This is a genomic window from Micromonospora sp. FIMYZ51 (assembly GCF_038246755.1).
Taxonomy (GTDB): Bacteria; Actinomycetota; Actinomycetes; order Mycobacteriales; family Micromonosporaceae; genus Micromonospora.
Genome location: NZ_CP134706.1, coordinates 2,466,392 through 2,487,815, shown reverse-complemented (window position 1 = coordinate 2,487,815; position 21,424 = coordinate 2,466,392). Strand labels below are relative to the sequence as shown.

Genomic DNA, 21,424 nt, shown 5'->3' with positions numbered 1-21,424 from the left:
GCCGGCGGCGGTCAGCTGCGGCGCAGCAGGGCGAGGAACATGGCGTCGGTGCCGTGCCGGTGCGGCCACAGTTGCACCGTCGGGCCGTCACCGAGGCCCGGCATGCCGGCCGGCAGCAACGGCCGGGCGTCCACGAAGTCCACCGACGTGCCGCTGCGGCGGGCCGCCTCGGTCACCGACACATGGGTCTCCACGGTGTGCGGCGAACAGGTCACATAGGCCACCACCCCGCCGGGCCGGACCGCCCGCAGACCTGCCGCGAGCAGCTCGCGCTGCAACCGGGTCAGGGCCGGCAGGTCCGAGGGCTGCCGCCGCCAGCGTGACTCGGGCCGGCGGCGCAGCGAGCCCAGACCGGTGCACGGCGCGTCGACAAGCACCCGGTCGAAGTGCTCCTCCGGCAGCTTCGGCTCGGTGCCGACCAGCCGCCCGTCGGTGTTCAGCACGGTCACCGGCAGGCCCTGGGTCGCGCTGGCGACCAGCCGGGCCCGGTGTTCGGCCACCTCCACCGCGGTCAACCGGGCACCGCGCTGCGCGGCGATCGCGCCGAGCAGCCCCGACTTGCCGCCCGGCCCGGCGCACAGGTCGAGCCAGCGGCCGTCCGGGCCGTCCACCGGCGCCACGGCCAGGGCGGTCGCGACCAGTTGGGAGCCTTCGTCCTGGACGTGCGCCCGCCCGTCGGCCACCGCCGGCAGGTCGCCCGGGGCACCGCCGTCGAGATAGACGGCGTACGGCGAGAAGGCACCCGGCGCACCACCGGCCTGCTCGGCCAACTCGACCGGGTCGGCGAGGCCCGGACGGGCGCACAGGTGCACCGGCGGGCGTTCGTTGTCCTCGATCAGCAGCCGGGTGGTCTCGCCGAGGTCTCCGCCGAGCGCCTCGGAAAACGCCCGGATAATCCACTGTGGATGGCTGTAGGCCAGGGCGAGGTGACCGATCGGATCGGTCTCCCACGGCGGGGCCAGCCGCGCCACCCAGTCGTCGGCGTCCCGCTCGGCGACCTCGCGCAGCACCGCGTTGGCGAAACCGGTGGCTCCCGGACCGACCGTCCGGACCAGGTCGACGGTCGAGGAGACCGCCGCATGCGCCGGCACCCGGGTGTGCAGCAGCTGGTACGCGCCGATCCGCAGCGCGTCGCGTACCGGCGGGTCGATCCGTTGCACGTCCCGACCGGCGGCGGCGGTGAGGATCGCGTCGAGGGTGCCGACGCGACGCAGGGTGCCGTAGGTCAGCTCGGTGGCGAAGGCGGCATCCCGACCGACCAGCCCCTGCTCGCGCAGGATCGCCGGCAACACCAGGTTGGCGTACGCGTCATCGCGGTTGACCGCCGCGACCGCCTCGTACGCGGCATGCCGTGGCCGGTCCATCGTCGGCCGCGCGGCACGCGGTCCCCGCCGATCCGTCCCCCGGCGGGGAGCGGTGTCCCTCACGCGAACTCCTCCCCGGCGCTGACCCGGGCACCGCGCGCCCAGTCGGTCGCCGGCATGGCCCGCTTGCCCGCCGCCCGCACCTCGCCGAGCCGGACCGGCACGGTGGCCGTGCCCGCCAGCACCCGCGCCTTCTCCACAAGCAGCTCCCCCGGCTTCAGGTCGGGGGCGTCGGGGGCCGGGGTGACCGGACCCAGCTTGACCCGCTCGCCACGGAAGGTGGTCCAGGGGCCGGGCGCCGGAGTGCAGGCACGGATCCGCCGGTCCACCGCGAAGGCCGGGTCGGACCAGCGGACCCGGGCGTCCTCGACCGTCAGCTTCGGTGCCAGGGAGACCCCGTCGGCGGGCTGCGGCTCGGCCCGGGCGGTGCCGTCGGCCAGCGCGTCAAGCACCGCCACAAGCAGCCCTGCGCCGGTGTGCGCCAGTCGTTCCAGCAGGTCACCGGAGGTGTCGCTGGGCCGGATCTCGTCGGTGAGTGTGCCGTAGACCGGCCCGGTGTCCAGCCCCTCCTCCAGTTGGAAGACGCTGGCCCCGGTCAGCTCGTCGCCGTGCAGCACGGCGTGCTGCACCGGTGCGGCACCACGCCACGCCGGCAGCAGCGAGAAGTGCAGGTTCACCCAGCCGTGCCGAGGAATCGCCAGCGCCACCGGCGGCACCAGCGCACCGTAGGCCACCACCGGGACACAGTCCACAGCCAGCTCACGCAGCCGGTCCAGGAACTCGGGCTCACGCGGGCGGGCCGGAGTCAGCACCTCGATGCCGCGCTCGTCGGCCCAGGCACCGACCGGCGAGCGGACCAGGCCACGGCCGCGCCCGGCCGGGGCGTCCGGCCGGGTGACCACGGCGACCAACTCGTGCCGGGAGGCGGCCACGGCGGCGAGGGCGGGAACGGCGACGGCCGGCGTACCGGCGAAGATCACACGCATCCGGGTCACCGCCCCAGGCCGAAGGGGCTGCCGGCCACGTGCGGACTCAGCTTGACCGTGGGTGGTGCGGCGGCGTCGTACCACTCGGCCTGGCGGATCGCCTTCATCGCCTCCTTGCGGCCGGCCGAATCCAGCCGGTCGATGAAGAGCACCCCGTCGAGGTGATCGGTCTCGTGCTGCACGCAGCGCGCCATCAGCCCGGTGCCGACGATCTGCACCGGGTCGCCGTGGCCGGTGAAGCCCTTGGCGACCACGTTCTGCCGGCGCTTGGTGTCGAAGTACAGCCCGGGGATGGAGAGGCAGCCCTCCGGGCCGTCCTGCTCCTCCTCGTCGGGAAACTCCAGGACCGGATTCACCAGGTGACCGAGCACGTCGTCGACGTGGAACGTGAACACCCGCAGGCCCACGCCGAGCTGCGGCGCGGCGAGGCCGGCCCCGTTCTGCTCACGCATGGTGTCGGTCAGGTCGGTGATGAGCTTGCGCAGCTCGGCGTCGAAATCGACCACCGGATCGGCCGGCGTGCGCAGCACCGGATCCCCGAACAGACGGATGGGCTGGACGGTCACGCGGATTGGCTCCTTACGGTGGAACGGCGAGTGCCGTACCAGTCTACGGAGTGCCCGGGACCGTCCCGGCCGGCGCACCATGATCGGCGGCCGGCGCCGGCTCACCCACGGTGATCGGCAGGACGTCGTAGCCCCGCAGGGTCAACCGGATCCGGCGTCGGGACGCACCGGCCGGGGCCAGCTCGGGCAGCCGGCGCAGCAGCAGCGGGAAGGCGACCTGCGCCTCCAGCCGGGCCAGCCCGGCACCGAGGCAGTAGTGCGGCCCCGCGCCGAAGGAGAGCGGGTTCAGCAGGGCCCGCCACGGGTCGAAGCGGTCGGGCTCCGGATAGCGCCGGGGGTCCCGGTTGGCCGCGCCGAACAGCAGCAGGAGCCAACTGCCGGCGGGCAGCTCGACGCCGCCGATCCGGACCGCCGCGCCGCTGGTGCGGGTGGTCAGCTGCACCGGCGAGTCGTAGCGCAACAGCTCGTCGACGTAGGCCGGGGCGTGCTCCGGATGCCGGCGCAGCCCCTCGGCAGCCCCCGGATGCGCCAGCAGCACCGCCAGGCCGTTGCCGAGCAGGTTGGTGGTGGTCTCGAAGCCGGCGACAAGCAGGATCACCAGGTTGGCCAGCAGTTCCTCGCCGGAGAGCCGGTCATCGGCGTCGTACGCCTGCACCAGCGCGGTGGTCAGGTCGTCGGCCGGACGCCGACGGCGGGCGGCCACCAGCTCGGTGAAGTAGTCACGCAGTTGCGTGGCACCCGCGTCCGCCACCGCCAGTTCGGCCGGGGTGATCTCCGGCTCCAGGACGCCGGTGAGGTCGGCCGCCCAGCGGCGGAACAGCGGGCGGTCGGCGGTCGGCACGCCGAGCAGCGCACAGATCACCCCGACCGGTAGCGGGTAGGCGAACTCGGCCATGAAGTCGACAGGTGTCCCGTTTCGGCCGGCCGCCGCCATCGTCTCGATCAGCTCGCCGGCCTGCGCCGCCACCACCTCGCGCATGGCCCCGATCCGGCGCGGGGTGAACGCTCCGGCGGCCAACCGCCGCATCCGGCTGTGGTCGGGCGGGTTGGTACGCAGCATCGACCGGGCGATCGACGACACGGCGGGACTGTTCCGCCACTCCGGCAGGACGTCGTCGCGGAGCTGATCGTCGAGCACCCGGATCCGGGCGTCCCGGAGGAGTTCGTCGATCTCCGCGTAACCGGTGACCGCGTAGAGGTCCGGGCCGGCCTGGACCACCGGACCGTGGGCCCGTAGCCGCTCGTACGCCGGGTACGGGTCGATGCGCCCCGCGGGCGACATGAGCGATGCGAATGCCTCGACGGCGTCCATGATGGCCTCCCCGTTGCGCCGAAGGCTCCATCATGCCCGCGCGTGCTCAGCCGGCGCTGCCCGTCTCCCCGGCCAACACCGCGTCGCCGGCGAGCAGGGCGTGCTCCGGCAGCGGCAGGCGGATCTCGTGGGCGGCCTCCCAGTCGTGGATCAGGCTGGGCCGGGCCTGCGCGGCGAAGTAGTCGATGGCGCTGATGTCGCCGACCACCGGCTCGTCGACCTCGGCGACCAGCCGGCCGGGCACCAGCCGGAACCCGTTACGCAGGGCGGCGCTGAGCCGACGGTGCCCGTTGACCACGAAGAAGTACTCGCCGGTGTAGCCGATCTCCAGCGGCTCCAGGCCGGTCTCGCCGGCCGTCGCGACCTCGTCGGAGACGGACGAGTCCCAGAGCCCGCGCAGCCCCGCGACGTCCTCGGTCGGGTAGACCCGGGCCGGGTCGAGCAGCAGCAGCGGCGGCGCGCCGCGCAGCACGTCGGGGGCGAGGCGGCCCTCGTACGCGTCGATGATCCGCTCGACCACCTCGTCGGCCGAGGCCCGGGTGGTGTCGCAGATCAGGTCGTAGTTGCGCAGTCGCGCCTTGTCCACGCCGTAGCGGACCAGGAACCGGCCGCGCTCGCTCTCGCTGCGCTCCCGCAGCCGGGCCTTCGCCTCCTCCAGCGAGGTGTAGCTCTCGGCCGGGCCCGAGGGGCGCAACAACACCCGCCGGGCCGCCTCACCCGGCTCGGTGATCATGTGCACCTTGAGCGCGTCGGTGAAGAAGTGCCAGGCCAGCCGGGAATCCATGACCAGGCTCTCGCCGGAGGCGGCGATGTCCCGCTGGAGTTGGTCCACGTAGCCGTCGACGGCCTGGTCCAGCTCGGCGTGCAGGTTCAGCTGGAGCGCGGTCATCTGCCGCTCCTGGGCCATCTGCCGGTAGAGATCGCCGACGCTGACCCGGCGCAGCCCGAGCCGCTCGGCAATCACCACCGAGACGGTGCTCTTGCCGCTGCCGAGGTCACCGTTGAAGACGATGGACTGACGAACGGTCACGACTGGTACACCCCTGATCACCGGCTGATTAAGATCGTTATCGCGCCGGACCGACGTGGTCCCGCCGTCGTCGGCATGACGGGCGATGCTACCACCCTCACCGGTGGCCGCCCCGATCGCCACCCGTGGCGACGGCCGGTCAGAAGAGCGCGAGCGGGTCGATCTGGAGGCGGACCGGATCCGCCGCCTTGCGGGCGCTGCGCACCCCCGCCGCCACGTGCAACGCCTCGGCCAGCGCCGCCGCCCGGGCCCGGGGCACCCGTACCAGCATCCGCTCCCGCTCACCGTCGGCCGGTACCGGGCCGAGCAGTTCCGCCCCGTCGGGCAGCCGCGCCTGGGCCAGCAGGTCGGCCACGGCCGCGGGCAGGCCGGTGACACTTGCCATCCGCACCGCCGGCGGGAAACCCAACTCCCGCCGCTCAGCCAGCTCCCGCGCGGCGAACCAGGGCGCGTCCCAGCGCAGCAGCGCCTGCACCGGCGCGAGTGCGCCGTCGGCCACCACGACCACCCGGCCACCGGCGGCAGCCGGTCGGGCCAACGCGGCGGCGGCCGTCCAGCGCCGCAGCGCCTCCTCGCCGGCACGCAGGTCGGCGCGGGTGAGCAGGGCCCAGGTGTCCAGCAGCAGCACGGCACCGTAGCCGCCGGCCGCGACCGGTTCGGCCCCCGGGGTGGCGATCACCAGGCCGGCACCGCTGGGCACCGCGGCCAGCACCTCGTCCCGCCCGGAGGTGCGTACCGGCACATCGGGAAAGGCCCGGCCCAACTCCTCGGCGGTGCGCCGGGCACCGACGACCGAGGCGCGCAGCCGCCGCCCGCCGCAATGCGGGCAGGCGTACGCGGCGGCGACCCGGCCACACCAGCGGCAGGCCGGCGCCCCGCCGGCCGACGGCAACGCCAGTGGACCGGCGCAGTGCGGGCAGCGGGCCGGGGCACGGCACTCGGCGCAGGCCACCGAGGGCAGGTAGCCGCGCCGGGGCACCTGGACCAGGACCGGCAGCTCCGCCCGCAACGCCTCGCGGGCGGCGGTCCAGGCCAGGCTGGGCAGTCGGGCGGTGGCCGCCGCCGGGTCCCGGGCCAACTGCGGATCGTCGCCGGTCGGCGCGACAGCGGGCGTACGCGAGCGCAGCACCGCCCGGTCCGCGACCACCTCGCGGGCCCACCCCGTCTCCACCAGCAGCTGCGCCTCGGCGGTGCGGGTGTAGCCGCCGACCAGCGCCCCGGCCGCTTCGAGCCGGGCCCGGGTGAGCAGCACGTCCCGGGCGTGCGGGTACGGGGCCCGGGGCTCGGCGTGCAGGTCGTCACCGTCGTCCCAGATGGCCACCAGTCCCAGCCGGGCCACCGGGGCGAACATGGCCGCCCGGGTGCCGATCACCACCGGTGCGGCGGATCGACGGGCGGTGAGGAAGGCACGGTAGCGCCGCGCCGGCCCGAGCGCGGCGGAGAGGCAGACGTGCCGATCCGGGCCGAGTGTCGCGGTCAGCGCCGCGTCGAGGCGGTCCAGGTCCCGCCCGTCGGCGACCACCACGAGCGCGCCCCGGCCGGCGGCCACGGTGGCGGCGACCACATCGGCGTAGCGGGCCGCCCAGTCCTCCCCCGGCAACGCCGACCACACAGCCCGGGGCGCGCGGCCTTCGGCGAGCGCACGCAGTAGCGCCGGCCCGGCCGGATAGTCCCGCCACCCGCCCGGCTCCGGCACGCTGCCGGCAGCTGCTGCGTCGCCGGTTTCCGGCGCTTCGGCCGCCGGGGCCTGGGCGATCAGCTCCTTCTCCACCCGGGCGTGCCGGGGCGGGACGGCGAGGCGCAGGACGTCGGCCAGGCTGCCGGCGTACCGGTCGGCGACGGCCCGGGCCAGCCCGGCCACCTCGGGCGAGAGCACCGGCACCGGCGAGACCACCTTCTCCAGGTACGCCAGCCGGGGATGGTCGGAACGCTCGGCGCGTTCCAGCAGCCAGCCGTCGACGAGCTGGCCGGCGAAGCGCACCTTCACCCGCACGCCGGGCAGCGCGTCGGCCGCCAGCGTCTGCGGGACCAGATAGTCGAACGGGCGATCCAGGTGGGCCAGCGGCACATCGACGCAGACACGAGCGACCGGCGACCCGTCCGCGGGCCGCCGGTCGTCTCGCCGTTTGCCGGTCAGGCTCCCGCGGCCGACTTGAGGTCGGCGGCCCGGTCGGTGTTCTCCCAGCTCAGTTCCGCCAGCTCGCGGCCGAAGTGGCCGTACGCGGCGGTCTGCGCGTAGATCGGACGCAGCAGGTGCAGGTCCCGGATGATGGCGGCCGGACGCAGGTCGAAGATCTCGTTGACCGCCTTCTCGATCGAGGTGACGGGCACGGTCTCGGTGCCGAACGTCTCGATGAAGAGGCTTACCGGGTGCGCCTTGCCGATCGCGTACGCGACCTGCACCTCGCAGCGCTCGGCCAGGCCGGCGGCGACCACGTTCTTGGCCACCCACCGCATGGCGTACGCGGCGGACCGGTCGACCTTCGACGGGTCCTTGCCGGAGAAGGCGCCACCACCGTGCCGGGCGTAGCCCCCGTAGGTGTCCACGATGATCTTGCGGCCGGTCAGGCCGGCGTCACCCATCGGGCCGCCGATCTCGAACCGGCCGGTCGGGTTGACCAGCAGCCGGTACCCCTCGGTGTCCAGGCCGAGGCTCTCCAGCTCGGGCGCGATGACGTGGTCGCGCACGTCCGGCGTGAGCAGCGAGTCCAGCGAGATGTCCGCGGCGTGCTGGCTGGAGACGACGACCGTGTTGAGTCGCACCGGCCGCAGTCCGTCGTACTCGATGGTGACCTGGGTCTTGCCGTCGGGCCGCAGGTACGGGACGGTGCCGTCCTTGCGGACCGCCGCCAACCGGCGGGCCAACCGGTGCGCCAGCGCGATCGGCAGCGGCATCAACTCGGGCGTCTCCGAGCAGGCGAAGCCGAACATCATGCCCTGGTCACCGGCGCCCTGCGCGTCCAGAGCGCTCTCGGACGCGCCGGTCCGCAGCTCGAATGCGTTGTCGACGCCCTGGGCGATGTCCGGCGACTGGGAGCCGATCGAGACGCTGACGCCGCACGACGCGCCGTCGAAGCCCTTCTTCGACGAGTCGTAGCCGATGCCGAGGATGGTCTCCCGGACGATCGTCGGGATGTCGGCGTACGCCTTGGTGGTCACCTCGCCGGCAACGTGGACCTGACCTGTGGTGATCAGTGTCTCGACGGCCACCCGACTGTGCGGGTCCTGGCTGAGCAGGGCGTCAAGGATGCCGTCACTGATCTGGTCGGCAATCTTGTCCGGGTGGCCTTCCGTGACCGATTCGGACGTGAAGAGGCGGCGTGTCACGGCACTCCTAAATAATTGGATGTCGTTCTGCGGCAGTGTAATCACCCGCCGTCAGTAGTGGTCGACAGTTGTCCACCGGTCCCGCGGTCAGGAGGCCGCGTCCGCCAATCGGGCGACCACCAAGTCCCACACGCCGTCGGCCAACTCCTCCTTGGCGCGTTCGGGCAGCCGGGTGACCGCACCGTCCACATCGATGACAGTGGCCGCGTTGGTGTCCGCGCCGAAGACCTTGTTCAGGCCGACCTCGTTGATCACGATGAGATCGGCCCGTTTGCGGTTGAGCTTGGCCCGCCCGTTTGCCTCCGCGTCGCCGGTTTCGGCGGCGAACACCACGAGCACCTGCCCCGGTCGACGGCGCTGGCCCAACTCGGCGGCGATGTCCGGGTTGGTCACGAGGTCGATCCTGGGCGCCGCGTCGTCGTCCGACTTCTTGATTTTGCCAGGTGAGTACGTCGCCGGGCGGAAATCGGCCGGAGCCGCCGCCATCACCACCACGTCGGCGTCCACCGCCGCCTTCAGCGTCGCCTCGCGCAGTTCGGCGGTGCTGCCCACCCGAATCAGATCCGCCCCGGCCGGATCGGGCAACGCCACGTTCGCCGAGATCAACGTGACCCGGGCACCACGAGCGACGGCGGAACGGGCGAACGCGTAGCCCTGCTTGCCGGAGGAGCGGTTACCGAGGAACCGCACCGGGTCCAGCGGTTCCCGGGTGCCACCGGCGGTGACCACCACGTGCCGGCCGGTCAGGTCGGCCGGTGCGCCGGCACCGCGGGCCAACGTCCGCCGGGCCACCGCGAAGATCTCCGCCGGGTCGGGCAGTCGGCCCTTCCCGGTGTCGGCGCCGGTGAGCCGGCCCGTCGCGGGCTCGATCACCCGCACACCCCGGGACCGCAACGTGGCGACGTTGGCCACGGTCGCCGGGTGCTCCCACATCTCGGTGTGCATGGCCGGTGCCAGCAGCACCGGACAGCGGGCGGTGAGCAGCGTGTTGGTGAGCAGGTCGTCAGCGAGGCCCTGGGCGGCCTTGGCCAGCAGGTCGGCGGTGGCGGGCGCGACCACCACCAGGTCGGCCTGCTGCCCCAGCCGCACGTGCGGCACCTCGTGCACGTCGGACCAGACGTCCTCGGCGACCGGCTGGCCGGAGAGCGCCGCCCAGGTCGGTGCGCCGACGAACCGCAGCGCGGCGGCGGTCGGCACGACCCGTACCGAATGGCCTGACTCGGTGAACAGGCGCAGCAGCTCGCACGCCTTGTAGGCAGCGATCCCGCCACCGACGCCGAGGATGATCCGGGCGCTCATCGGGGCCCGGAGGTTACGGCTGGTCGGTCGGCTCGGCGGTGAGTAGTCCCGCGTTGATCTCGCGCATCGCGATGGAGAGCGGCTTCTCCTGGGGAGTGGTCTCGACCAGCGGGCCGACGTACTCCAGCAGGCCCTCGCCGAGCTGGCTGTAGTAGGCGTTTACCTGACGCGCACGCTTGGCGGCGAAGATGACGAGCGCGTACTTCGACGTCGTCTTCTCCAGGAGCTCGTCGATCGGCGGGTTGGTGATGCCTTCGGGGTTGGCGATGGATCCCACGGATAAAACCTCTGCGTCTCTCGCACGGACCGCGTTACCGCGGTGCCGGCGCTCAACCGCGCGAACGCGGCCAGGCCGGAGCCAGGAAGGAAGAACCGATAAATCCTACCAGCTCATCCACAACGCGCTCGGTTCGGTCGTAGGACAGGCAACGGTCGAAGGCCACCGTCGCGGTCCCGCCCGGAAGCGATCCGGACGGATGGAGTAGCACGAGTCGCGCCTCGGGCCACGCGGCCCGGACCAGTAGCGCCCCGTCGAGGTCCAACGGGAGGAGGACCGGCTGCCCGGCGGCGACCCGACGGCGCAGCGGGGCGATCTCGATGCCCCGGCGGTAGGCCCCGAACCGGCTCCACTCCAGCAGTTCACCGGCGGCCATCCGGCGGTCGAACTCCGCCGGCGCGACGAAGTGTCGCTGGACGCCGTCCAGCTCGCCCTCCCGGCGCGGCCGGGTGGTGAGCGTGACCGGCGTCCACACTGACGGAGAACGCGCCCGGACCAACTCGACGACACTCTCCCTGCCGGCACCGGATGGGCTGGCCAGGACAGTGAGCCGAGTCGCCGGGCGCGCCTCGTCATCCAAGCTCACTGCTTGTTTCTACACGCAGCCGTGCTCAGTTGGCAGCGAACTCCCCAAGCAGGGCCTTGCGCTGCTGCTCGCCGAGGCCACGCAGGCGACGGCTGTCGGCGATCTTGAGCTTCTCCATGATCTGGGTGGCCCGGATCTTGCCGATGCCAGGCATCGCCTGAAGCACGGCCGACACCTTGAGCTTGCCGACGACGTCGTCGGACTCGGCCCGCTCAAGTACAGCAGCGAGGGTGGTCTTGCCCTGCTTGAGCTGCTCCTTCAGCTCGGCACGGGCTTTGCGGATCTCCGCGGCCTTCTCCAGCGCGGCTGCGCGCTGCTCAGGGGTCAGTGACGGGAGCGGCACCAGTTCTCCTCAGGTCCCTATCGCGACGGGCGGGACGCTCCGCCGCATCTGTGAAACGTGGTGTCGCTGTGAACCAAGGGGTTCCCAGCGCGGGGAAAACTAGCGGTCAACGGAGCTTTCGGCAACGTGGGCGCGCGGCCATCACCACAAAGTGACCGACCCGTCAGTCAGTCATGACATCGCCAGGGCGGTCCGGCAGTCGGCCACCGCGCGGTCCGCTGCGGCCCGCAGGGCCGCCGGGTCCGGCCCCGCGCCGAGCACCTCGCGGGAGTACGACGGCAGCACCGAGGGCAGTGCCGGACCGAAAACGATCCGCAGATCCGCCGCCGTGCCGCCCTGTGCTCCGAGGCCCGGCGCGAGCAGTGGACCGTTCACCGCCGACAGGTCACAACCGGTCTCACCGACCGTCGCACCGACCACCAATCCGATGCTTCCAAGTGGCTGCGCACCCGCGTTGAGCTGGGAAACCTCGTCGATCACCAGCTGCGCGACGCTGCGTCCGTCGGCGGTTCGGGCCCGCTGGACCGAGGCGCCCTCGGGGTTGGAGGTGAGCGCCAGAACGAAAACTCCGCCGCCGTGTTCGGCGGCCAGTTCGAACATCGGAGCGAGCGATCCGACCCCCAGGAAAGGGCTTGCGGTGATCGCGTCGACATACATGGAGCTGGATGGGTCAAGGTACGCCGAGGCGTACGCGCGGACCGTCGATCCGATGTCGCCGCGCTTGACGTCGAGCAGAACGAGCGAGCCCCGTTCTCGTAACTGTCGGATAGTTGACTCAAGTACCGCCAGCCCTTGGGACCCGAATCGCTCGAAGAACGCCGACTGGGGCTTGACCACCGCAACCCGGTCACCGAGGGCGTCCACGACGGTCCGGGAAAACCGGCTCAACCCCTCGACATCGTCGGCAAGGCCCCAGCGAGCCAACAGTCCGGGATGCGGGTCGATCCCGACGCAGAGCGGCCCCCGCTCGCTGACGGCCCGATGCAATCGGGCGCCGAAGCTCTCCATTCCGCCAGTGCCTTTCTCTTGTGCTTAACTTGCGCTGTTCGGCTACTCAATTCAGGGCGAGAAAGTTGGCTGACTACTCAGCCCGCCGTGACCGCCGCCGCGACTCCGGCCGCGATCAGCGCCAGGTCGGCGTCGTCGGTGACGTACGGCGGCATCGTGTAGACCAGATCCCGGAACGGGCGCAGCCACACCCCCTGGGCCACCGCGGCGGCCGTGGCCGCTGCGACGTCCACCTGGTGATCGAGCTGCACCACGCCGATCCCGCCGAGGACCCGCACGTCCACCACGCCTGGCAGCGTTCGTAGCGGCTCCAGGCCGGCCCGCAGCCCCCGCTGGAGCCTCGACACCTGGGTCGCCCACGTCCCGTCCCGCAGCAGCCCCAGCGAGGCGTTGGCGACCGCGCAGGCGAGCGGATTGCCCATGAACGTCGGGCCATGCGCCAACACGCCGCCCGACCGGATGCCCCGGGCGATCTCCGCCGTGCAGAGTGCGGCGGCCAGGGTCAGGTAGCCACCGGTGAGGGCCTTGCCGACGCAGAGCACGTCCGGCGTCACCCCGGCGTGCTCGGCGGCGAACATCGTCCCGGTACGGCCGAACCCGGTGGCGATCTCGTCGAAGATCAGCAGCACGTCGTGGGCCCGGGTCACCTCGCGCAGCACCCGCAGATAGTGCGGATGGTGAAAGCGCATCCCGCCGGCTCCCTGCACGACCGGCTCGACGATCACCGCCGCCAGTTCGTCGGCGTGCCGCTCGACCGCCTCGACCAGCGCCGCCTCGTACGCCGGATCGGAGGTGGACCCGTAGTCGGCCGGTGGCATCGGGGCGAAGACCTGCCGGGGCAGCACGTCCCGCCAGAGGTGGTGCATCCCGCCCTCGGGATCGCAGACACTCATCGGGTGGAAGGTGTCGCCGTGATAGCCGCCCCGCCAGGTGCCCAGCCGGTGGCGGTGCGGCCGGCCGACGGCGCGCTGGTATTGCAGGCACATCTTGACCGCGACCTCGACGCTCACCGAGCCGGAGTCGGCCAGGAACACGTGCTCCAACCCGTCCGGAGTCAGCTCGACCAGGGTGCGGGCCAACTCCACGGCGGGCGCGTGGGTCAGCCCGCCGAACATCACGTGGCTCATCCGGCCGAGCTGATCGGTGACCGCCGCGTCGAGCACCGGATGCCGGTAACCGTGAATCGCCGCCCACCAGGACGACATCCCGTCCACCAGCTCGCGCCCGTCGGCCAACCGCAGCCGTACCCCCTCGGCCGACTCCACCACGTACGGCGGCACAGCCGGCGGCAACGCGGCGTACGGATGCCAGACGTGCGCGGCATCGGCCGCGAGAATCTCCTCAGCCCGCACCCCTCCGCCCCCTTTCCGCGATCTTGCACATTTGGTCGCCGTTCTGCCCTGTATGCCCTGTCTGCCCCGACACAAAGTGCATGATCGCGGGAAGGGTGGGTGGGGGTTAGGGGTTAGGGGTTGGGGGTTAGGGGGTGGGGGTGGGGCGGATCGCGCGGGCGACCGCGCGGGGCAGGGCCGGGCCGCGGTAGATGAAGCCGGTGTAGAGCTGCACCAGGCTGGCACCGGCGTCGAACATCCGCGCGGCGCCGTCCGGGTCGACGATGCCACCGACCCCGACGATCGGCAGCCGGCCGCCGGTCTCGGCATGGACGAAGGCGACCACCTGTCGGGCCCGGTCGGAGAGCGGACGGCCGGACAGGCCGCCAGCCTCGCCGGCCCGCCCCCGGTCGGCCGGGGCGAGCCCGTCGCGGCCGAGCGTGGTGTTCGTGGCGATCACCCCGGCCGCGCCCCGGGCCAGACACACCTCCAACAGCTCGGCGATCGCCGGCTCGGTCAGGTCCGGGGCGATCTTCACCAGCACCGGCTTCTCCCCCACCAACGCGGCCAGCAAGGCGTCCAGGTGCTCGCGGTCCTGAAGGGCGCGCAGCCCGGGGGTGTTCGGCGAGGAGACGTTTACCGCGAAGTAGTCGCCGTGCCCGCGCAACGCCCGGTACGACGCGCGGTAATCCTCCACTGCGTCCTCAAGCGCGGTCACCTTGGACTTGCCGAGCGAGATCCCCAGCGGTACGCCGAGCGGGCGGCGCAACGCCGCCAGCCGCGCCGCCAGCGCTGCCGCGCCGGCGTTGTTGAAGCCCATCCGGTTGATCACTGCCTCGCTGTCCGGCAGCCGGAACAGCCGCGGCCGGGGGTTGCCCGGCTGCGGGTGCGCGGTGACCGTGCCGACCTCCACGAAGCCGAAGCCCAGCGCGGGCCAGGCCGGCAGCGCCACCCCGTCCTTGTCCATCCCGGCGGCCAGGCCGACCGGGTTGGGAAAGCGCACCCCGAACACCGTGCGCGGCGCCGCCACCGCGTACCGGGCCCGCAACGCCGCCAACGCGACCGGCCGGCCGGCCAGCGCCGACAACCGCCGCAGCGTCCACTCGTGCGCCGCCTCGGCGTCGCCGCCACCGATCCGGAACAGCCCGCGGCGCACCGTCCGTTCGAACATCACACCCGCGCCCGCAGCGTGGCGTGCAGATCCTGGAGCGGACGAACCTGCATGTCGCCCCGGATGCGGGCCTCGATGCCCATCACCGCGGCGGCGGCACCCGGCACGGTGGTGATGCACGGGATGTCCGCGGTGACGGCGGCGCTGCGGATCTCGTAGCCGTCGGAGCGGGCGCTGGCGCCGGAGCCCTGCGGAGTGTTGATCACCAGGGCCACGTGGCCGCCGAGGATCAACGAGACCGCGTCGTCGTCGGAGCCGGCCTCGTAGTGCTTGGGCACCTGCTCGCAGGCGATGCCGTGCCGGCGCAGCACCTCGGCGGTGCCACTGGTCGCGACGATCTCGAAGCCCAGGTCGGCCAGGCGCTTCACCGGGAAGATCATCCCGCGCTTGTCCCGGTTCGCCACCGAGACGAAGATCCGGCCCGAGGTCGGCAGCGAGCCGTACGCCGCCGACTGCGACTTGGCGAAGGCGTGCCCGAAGGCGGTGTCGATGCCCATCACCTCGCCGGTCGACTTCATCTCCGGGCCGAGCAGCGAATCCACCCCCTTACCGGCGGGCGTGCGGAACCGCTTGAACGGCAACACGGCCTCCTTGACCGCGACCGGCGCGTCCGGCGGCAGCGTGCCACCGTCCCCGGTGGCCGGCAGCAGCCCCTCGTCGCGCAGTTCGGCGATTGTCGCGCCGAGCGCGATCCGGGCCGCCGCCTTGGCCAGCGGCACCGCCGTGGCCTTGGAGACGAACGGCACGGTACGCGAGGCGCGTGGATTGGCCTCCAGCACGTACAGCGTGTCGTCCTTCAGCGCGTACTGCACGTTGAGCAGGCCGCGTACGCCGATGCCCCGCGCGATCGCCTCGGTGTACCGGCGGACCTGGGCCACGTGCGAACCGGCCAGGGTGATCGGCGGCAGCGCGCAGGAGGAGTCGCCGGAGTGGATGCCGGCCTCCTCGATGTGCTCCATGATCCCGCCGAGGTAGACCTCGCCATCGGCGTCGCAGAGCGCGTCCACGTCGATCTCGATGGCGTCGTCGAGGAACCGGTCCACAAGCACCGGGTGGTCCGGCGAGATGTCGGTGGCCCGGCCGATGTAGTCACGCAGCGTCACGTCGTCGTAGACGATCTCCATGCCCCGCCCGCCGAGCACGTACGAGGGGCGGACCAGCACCGGGTAGCCGATTTCATCGGCGATCTCCTTCGCCTCCTCGTATGAGGTGGCGGTGCCGTGGGCCGGGGCACGCAGACCGGCCCGGGCCAGCAGCGACCCGAACGCGCCGCGCTCCTCGGCCAGGTGGATCGACTCCGGGGAGGTGCCGACCACCGGCACACCGGCATTCTTGAGCCGCTGCGCCAGCCCCAGCGGGGTCTGCCCGCCGAGCTGCACGATCACCCCGACCACACCCGGCCCACCGGCGGCCCGGCCGGAGGAGTCCTCGGCGTGCCAGACCTCAAGCACGTCCTCGAAGGTCAGCGGCTCGAAGTAGAGCCGGTCGGCGGTGTCGTAGTCGGTGGAGACCGTCTCCGGATTGCAGTTGACCATGACGGTCTCGAAGCCGGTACCGACGCCCTCGGCAGCGGCGGCCACTGTGGTGCCGAGCGGCGCGCTGCGCAGCGCCTGGACCGCGTGCACGCAGGAGTAGTCGAACTCGATGCCTTGCCCGATCCGGTTCGGTCCGGAACCGAGGATCAGCACCTTGGGCCGGGCCGAGCCGACCACCTCGGTCTCCGCGTCGTAGGACGAGTAGTGGTACGGCGTGGCGGCCTCGAACTCGGCCGCGCAGGTGTCCACGGTCTTGTAGACCGGCCGGATGCCGAGCCGGTGCCGCAGCCTGCGCACGCCGTCCTCGGCGGCCAGTTCCGGACGCAGTGCGGCCAGCTGCCCGTCGGAGAGACCGGCCCGCTTGGCCCGCCGCAGCAGGTTGGCGTCGAGCACCGGGGCGGCCACGATCTCGGCGCGCAGCTCGACCAGGGCGGCGATCTGGTCCAGGAACCACGGGTCGATCCCGCCCGAGGCGGTGGCGACCTCGCCGATCGAGGCGCCCAGCCGCAGCGCCCGCTCCACCGTGTAGAGCCGCCCGTCGTGCGGCGTACCCAGCGCGGCGAGGGTGTTCTCCTTCGTCGCGCCCGGCGGGTCCGCGACGGTCCAGAACCCGGCGGCCTTGGTCTCCATCGAGCGCATCGCCTTGTTCAGCGCCTCGGTGAAGTTGCGCCCGAGGCTCATCGCCTCGCCGACGGACTTCATCGTGGTGGTCAACTCCGGGTCGGCGCCGGGGAACTTCTCGAACGCGAACCGGGGGATCTTCACCACCACGTAGTCAAGCGTCGGCTCGAACGCGGCCGGCGTCTTCAACGTGATGTCGTTGGGGATCTCGTCGAGGGTGTAGCCGATGGCCAGCTTCGCGGCGATCTTCGCGATCGGGAAGCCGGTCGCCTTGGAGGCAAGCGCCGAGGAGCGGGACACCCGGGGGTTCATCTCGATCACGACGATCCGGCCGTCGGCCGGGTTGACCGCGAACTGGATGTTGCAGCCACCGGTGTCCACCCCGACCTCGCGCAGTACCGCGATGCCCAGGTCACGCAGGCGCTGGTATTCCCGGTCGGTGAGCGTCATGGCCGGCGCCACGGTCACGCTGTCGCCGGTGTGCACGCCCATCGGGTCGAGGTTCTCGATCGAGCAGACCACCACCACGTTGTCGTGGCGGTCCCGCATGAGTTCGAGTTCGTACTCCTTCCAGCCGAGCACGCTCTCCTCGATCAGCACCTCGTGCACCGGGCTCGCGGCCAGCCCGGCACCGGCGATGCGCTCCAGGTCGGCGTCGGTGTGCGCCATGCCCGACCCCAGGCCACCCATGGTGAACGACGGCCGGATCACCACCGGCAGGCCCAACTCGGCAACGGTCTCGCGGACCTCGTCCATCGAGTGACACACCCGCGAGCGCGGCACCAGGCTCGCCGGGTCCTCGATCCCGATCCGTACGCCGGCCTTGGCGACGATCTCCTTGAACAGCTGCCGGTCCTCGCCGCGGCGGATCGCGTCGATGTCGGCGCCGATCAGCTCGACACCGTACTTGTCAAGTACCCCGGCCTCGTGCAACGCGACCGCGGTGTTCAGCGCGGTCTGCCCGCCGAGGGTTGGCAGTACGGCGTCCGGCCGCTCCTTGGCGATGACCAGCTCGACGAACTCCGGAGTGATCGGCTCGACGTAGGTGGCGTCGGCGAACTCCGGATCAGTCATGATCGTGGCCGGGTTCGAGTTGACCAGGCTGACCCGGATCCCCTCGTTACGCAGCACCCGGCACGCCTGGGTGCCGGAATAGTCGAACTCGCACGCCTGCCCGATGACGATCGGCCCGGAGCCGATCACCAGGATGTGCTTCAGATCGCTCCGCTTAGGCATTCGCGCGCCCCTCGCTGTGGGTCCGGTCGCGGTGCGCCCGACCCTCGATCAACTCCGCGAAGCGGTCGAAGAGGTAGTCCGCGTCGTGCGGACCGGCCGCCGCCTCCGGGTGGTACTGGACGGTGAAGGCGGGCACGTCCCGGGCCCGCAACCCCTCGACCACGTTGTCGTTGAGGCAGAGATGGCTTACCTGTACGCCGCCGAACTCGGTCTCGATCACCTGATCCGGCACCGGCGCGCCCGGCCGCACCCCCGGCACCTCGACCGCGAAGCCGTGGTTGTGGCTGGTCACCTCCACCTTGCCGGTGACCCGGTCGAGTACCGGCTGGTTGATGCCCCGGTGGCCGTAGCCGAGCTTGTAGGTGCCGAAGCCGAGCGCCCGACCGAGGATCTGACTGCCGAAGCAGATACCGAAGAGCGGCACCTGCCGGCGCAGCACCTCGCGGGCCAACTTGACCGGAGCATCGGCGGTGGCCGGGTCGCCCGGTCCGGGCGAGAAGAAGACCGCGTCCGCGCCGGTGGCGAGCAGATCCTCGATTGTCGAGTTCGCCGGCAGGACGTGCGTGGTCACGCCGCGGGCGGCGAGCCGACGCGGCACGTTGCGCTTGATGCCCAGGTCGAGGGCGGCGACGGTGAACCGGTGCTCGCCCTCGGCAGGCACCACGTACGGCGCCGTGGTGGTCACCTCGGCGGAGAGGTCCGCGCCGAGCATCTGCGGCGACTGGCGTACCCGGGCCAGCAGCGCACGCGGGTCGTCGGCGACGCTGGAGATGCCGACCCGCATCGCGCCACGCTCCCGCAGGTGCCGGGTCAGCGCCCGGGTGTCCACCCCGCTGATGCCGACCACACCCTCGGTGGCCAGCCGGTCCTCCAGCCCGCCGGTGGCCCGCCAGTTCGAGCTCACCCGGGCCGGGTCACGCACCACGTAACCGGCCACCCAGATCCGCCGCGACTCGTCGTCCTCGCCGTTGACCCCGGTGTTGCCGATGTGCGGGGCGGTCTGCACCACCACCTGGCGGTGGTACGACGGGTCGGTGAGCGTCTCCTGGTAACCGGTCATCCCGGTGTTGAAGACCGCCTCGCCGAAGGTCTCCCCGACGCTGCCGTACGCCTCGCCCTGGAACGTGCGCCCGTCCTCCAGGACGAGAATCGCTTGACGCCTACGACTCATGCCGCGCCTCCGATCCGGACTGCGGTGCTCCGCTGGGCTGCGCTCACTTGACTGCCTTTCCGTCCAGCACCGTCGCCTCGCCACGCAGGAAGGTCGCCACGATGCGACCCGGCAGCGTCATCCGGGCGTACGGGGTGTTGCGGCTGCGACTTGCCGACTCCGCCGGGTCGATCACCCGGCGGGCCGCCGGGTCGACAAGGGTCAGGTTGGCCGGCGCGCCGGGGGCGGGATCCCGGCCGTGCTCGGTCAGCCCGGCGATCCGGGCCGGGGTCCGGGACATCCGCTCGGCGATCAGGTCCCACTCGGGACCGAGCACGTCGAGCGCGATGGACAGCGCCGTCTCCAGCCCGAGCATGCCCGGCCGGGCGTACGCCCACTCGCACTCCTTGTCCTCCATCGCGTGCGGGGCGTGGTCGGTGGCGATGATGTCGATCACCCCGTCGACAAGCGCGCCCCGCAGGGCGGCGATGTCGGTGGCGGTACGCAGCGGCGGGTTGACCTTGAACACCGGGTCGTAACTCTCGGCCCGGGCATCGGTGAGCAGCAGGTGGTGCGGCGTCACCTCGGCGGTGACCCGTACCCCCCGGGCCTTGGCGTGCCGCAGCACCTCGACGCTGCCGGCGGTCGAGACGTGACAGACGTGCAACCGGCTGCCGACGTGCTCGGCCAGCAGCACGTCCCGGGCGATGATCGCCTCCTCGGCCACCGCCGGCCAGCCGGTCAGGCCCAGCCGGGTGGAGACCTCGCCCTCGTGCATCTGCGCGCCCTCGGTGAGCCGGGGCTCCTCGGCGTGCTGGGCGATGATCCCGTCGAACGCCTTGACGTACTCCAGGGCGCGGCGCATCAGCATCGGGTCGGCGACGCAGTGCCCGTCGTCGGAGAAGATCCGCACCCGGGCGGCGGAGTCGGCCATCGCGCCCAGTTCGGCCAGGCGCTCACCGGCCAGGCCGACGGTGACCGCACCGATCGGCTGCACGTCGACCAGGCCGGCCTCCCGGCCGAGCCGCCAGACCTGCTCCACCACGCCGGCCGTGTCCGCCACCGGCGAGGTGTTCGCCATCGCGCAGACCGCGGTGTAGCCGCCCAGCGCCGCCGCCCGGGAACCGGTCTCGACCGTCTCGGCGTCCTCCCGGCCCGGCTCGCGCAGGTGCGTGTGCAGGTCCACCAGGCCGGGCAGGGCGACCAGCCCGTCCCCGTCGACCACCGTCGCGCCCGGCGCGGTGAGCCCCGCGCCGGCCTCGGCGACAACGCCGTCGCGCAACAGCAGGTCGGTCGGTGCGGCACCGAGCACGCTGACGTTCCTGATCAGGTACGAGTTCACCGGTTGTTACCCCCGAGCAGCAGGTAGAGGACGGCCATCCGGACGGAAACCCCGTTGGCGACCTGTTCAACGATGGTGGAGCGGGGCGAGTCGGCCACCTCCGGGGTGATCTCCATGCCCCGGTTCATCGGGCCGGGATGCATGACGATCGCGTGACTCGGCATCCGGCGCAGCCGTGCGCCGTCCAGGCCGTACCGGCGGGCGTACTCACGGGCGGACGGGAAGTACGAGTCGGTCATCCGCTCCCGCTGCACCCGCAGCATCATCACCACGTCCGCCGACGGCAGCACCGCGTCCAGGTCGTAGCAGACGTCGGTGCCGGGGGCGAGCGCCGCGGCGATGTCGACCGGAATCAGGGTGGGCGGCCCGACCAGGGTGACCTTGGCCCCGAGCGTGGAGAGCAGCAGCACGTTGGAGCGGGCCACCCGGGAGTGCAGCACGTCGCCGACCACCGCGACCGACAGGCCGGCCAGCCGGCCCAGCCGGGACCGCATCGTGTACGCGTCCAGCAGCGCCTGGGTGGGATGCTCGTGGGTGCCGTCACCGGCGTTGACCACCGAACCGTCCACCCAGTCGGCGAGCCGGTGCGGTGCGCCCGAGGCGGAGTGCCGGACCACGACCGCGTCGGCGCCCATCGCCTGGAGGGTCAACGCGGTGTCCTTCAGGCTCTCGCCCTTGGCGACGCTGGACCCCTTGGCCGAAAAGTTGATCACATCGGCGGAGAGCCGCTTGGCCGCCGCCTCGAAGGAGATGCGGGTGCGGGTGGAATCCTCGTAGAAGAGGTTCACCACCGTCCGGCCACGCAGCGCGGGCAGCTTCTTGACCTCGCGGCCGGCCACCGCGGCCATCTCCCCGGCGGTGTCCAGGATCTGGATGGCGGTGTCGGCGTCGAGGTCGGCGCCGGAGAGCAGGTGCCTGATCACGGTTCCCGCCTTTCGTT

General features: G+C 72.3%; 18 protein-coding genes. All 18 read right to left on the bottom strand.

Going from position 1 to position 21,424, the window contains the following annotated elements; all coding sequences use genetic code 11:
* Positions 1-11: 11 nt before the first annotated feature.
* A complete protein-coding gene (locus QQG74_RS12100) occupies positions 12-1,427 on the bottom strand; it encodes a transcription antitermination factor NusB (protein WP_341720379.1) in 1,416 nt (471 codons plus the stop codon).
* Complete coding sequence (fmt, locus tag QQG74_RS12095) at positions 1,424-2,350, bottom strand: methionyl-tRNA formyltransferase (protein ID WP_341720378.1); 927 nt, start codon at positions 2,348-2,350, stop codon at positions 1,424-1,426. Before fmt ends, QQG74_RS12100 begins: the two co-directional genes overlap by 4 nt.
* Positions 2,351-2,355: 5 nt before the next feature.
* On the bottom strand, positions 2,356-2,916 hold the full coding sequence (gene def, locus QQG74_RS12090; RefSeq protein ID WP_341720377.1) for a peptide deformylase: 561 nt from the start codon (positions 2,914-2,916) through the stop codon (positions 2,356-2,358).
* Positions 2,917-2,959: 43 nt separating this feature from the next.
* Positions 2,960-4,228 carry a cytochrome P450 gene (locus tag QQG74_RS12085; RefSeq protein WP_341720376.1) on the bottom strand — a complete coding sequence of 423 codons (1,269 nt, stop codon included), beginning with the start codon at positions 4,226-4,228 and terminating at the stop codon, positions 2,960-2,962.
* Between the two features lie 46 nt (positions 4,229-4,274).
* Positions 4,275-5,258 carry an AAA family ATPase gene (locus QQG74_RS12080; protein ID WP_341720375.1) on the bottom strand — a complete coding sequence of 328 codons (984 nt, stop codon included), beginning with the start codon at positions 5,256-5,258 and terminating at the stop codon, positions 4,275-4,277.
* A gap of 139 nt (positions 5,259-5,397) precedes the next feature.
* The gene (locus QQG74_RS12075; protein ID WP_341720374.1) at positions 5,398-7,326 is read right to left on the bottom strand and encodes a primosomal protein N'; all 1,929 of its coding nucleotides are present in this window, start codon (positions 7,324-7,326) and stop codon (positions 5,398-5,400) included.
* A 65-nt stretch (positions 7,327-7,391) separates the two neighbouring features.
* On the bottom strand, positions 7,392-8,585 hold the full coding sequence (metK, locus tag QQG74_RS12070; RefSeq protein ID WP_341720373.1) for a methionine adenosyltransferase: 1,194 nt from the start codon (positions 8,583-8,585) through the stop codon (positions 7,392-7,394).
* An 87-nt stretch (positions 8,586-8,672) separates the two neighbouring features.
* Positions 8,673-9,884: a bifunctional phosphopantothenoylcysteine decarboxylase/phosphopantothenate--cysteine ligase CoaBC gene (coaBC, locus tag QQG74_RS12065; protein WP_341720372.1), complete on the bottom strand. Its 1,212-nt coding sequence runs from the start codon at positions 9,882-9,884 to the stop codon at positions 8,673-8,675.
* Positions 9,885-9,897: 13 nt separating this feature from the next.
* Positions 9,898-10,161, bottom strand: coding sequence for a DNA-directed RNA polymerase subunit omega (rpoZ, locus tag QQG74_RS12060; RefSeq protein ID WP_007075826.1), 264 nt, complete (start codon positions 10,159-10,161; stop codon positions 9,898-9,900).
* Between the two features lie 52 nt (positions 10,162-10,213).
* Positions 10,214-10,747 carry a guanylate kinase gene (locus QQG74_RS12055; RefSeq protein ID WP_341720371.1) on the bottom strand — a complete coding sequence of 178 codons (534 nt, stop codon included), beginning with the start codon at positions 10,745-10,747 and terminating at the stop codon, positions 10,214-10,216.
* A 25-nt stretch (positions 10,748-10,772) separates the two neighbouring features.
* Entirely contained in the window at positions 10,773-11,090 is a 318-nt protein-coding gene (gene mihF / locus QQG74_RS12050; RefSeq protein WP_088962722.1) for an integration host factor, actinobacterial type, read from the bottom strand.
* A gap of 171 nt (positions 11,091-11,261) precedes the next feature.
* A complete protein-coding gene (pyrF, locus tag QQG74_RS12045; RefSeq protein WP_341720370.1) occupies positions 11,262-12,098 on the bottom strand; it encodes an orotidine-5'-phosphate decarboxylase in 837 nt (278 codons plus the stop codon).
* A 77-nt stretch (positions 12,099-12,175) separates the two neighbouring features.
* A complete protein-coding gene (locus tag QQG74_RS12040) occupies positions 12,176-13,450 on the bottom strand; it encodes an adenosylmethionine--8-amino-7-oxononanoate transaminase (RefSeq protein ID WP_341720369.1) in 1,275 nt (424 codons plus the stop codon).
* A 127-nt stretch (positions 13,451-13,577) separates the two neighbouring features.
* Complete coding sequence (locus QQG74_RS12035) at positions 13,578-14,603, bottom strand: quinone-dependent dihydroorotate dehydrogenase (RefSeq protein WP_341720368.1); 1,026 nt, start codon at positions 14,601-14,603, stop codon at positions 13,578-13,580.
* Positions 14,600-17,992, bottom strand: a complete 3,393-nt coding sequence (gene carB, locus QQG74_RS12030; RefSeq protein ID WP_341720367.1) for a carbamoyl-phosphate synthase large subunit — start codon at positions 17,990-17,992, stop codon at positions 14,600-14,602. Before carB ends, QQG74_RS12035 begins: the two co-directional genes overlap by 4 nt.
* Entirely contained in the window at positions 17,985-19,163 is a 1,179-nt protein-coding gene (gene carA, locus QQG74_RS12025; RefSeq protein WP_341720366.1) for a glutamine-hydrolyzing carbamoyl-phosphate synthase small subunit, read from the bottom strand. The genes carB and carA overlap by 8 nt, the downstream gene beginning before the upstream one ends.
* 43 nt (positions 19,164-19,206) lie before the next feature.
* On the bottom strand, positions 19,207-20,484 hold the full coding sequence (locus QQG74_RS12020; RefSeq protein ID WP_341720365.1) for a dihydroorotase: 1,278 nt from the start codon (positions 20,482-20,484) through the stop codon (positions 19,207-19,209).
* On the bottom strand, positions 20,481-21,407 hold the full coding sequence (locus QQG74_RS12015; protein WP_341720364.1) for an aspartate carbamoyltransferase catalytic subunit: 927 nt from the start codon (positions 21,405-21,407) through the stop codon (positions 20,481-20,483). Before QQG74_RS12015 ends, QQG74_RS12020 begins: the two co-directional genes overlap by 4 nt.
* Between the last annotated feature and the right edge of the window lie 17 nt (positions 21,408-21,424).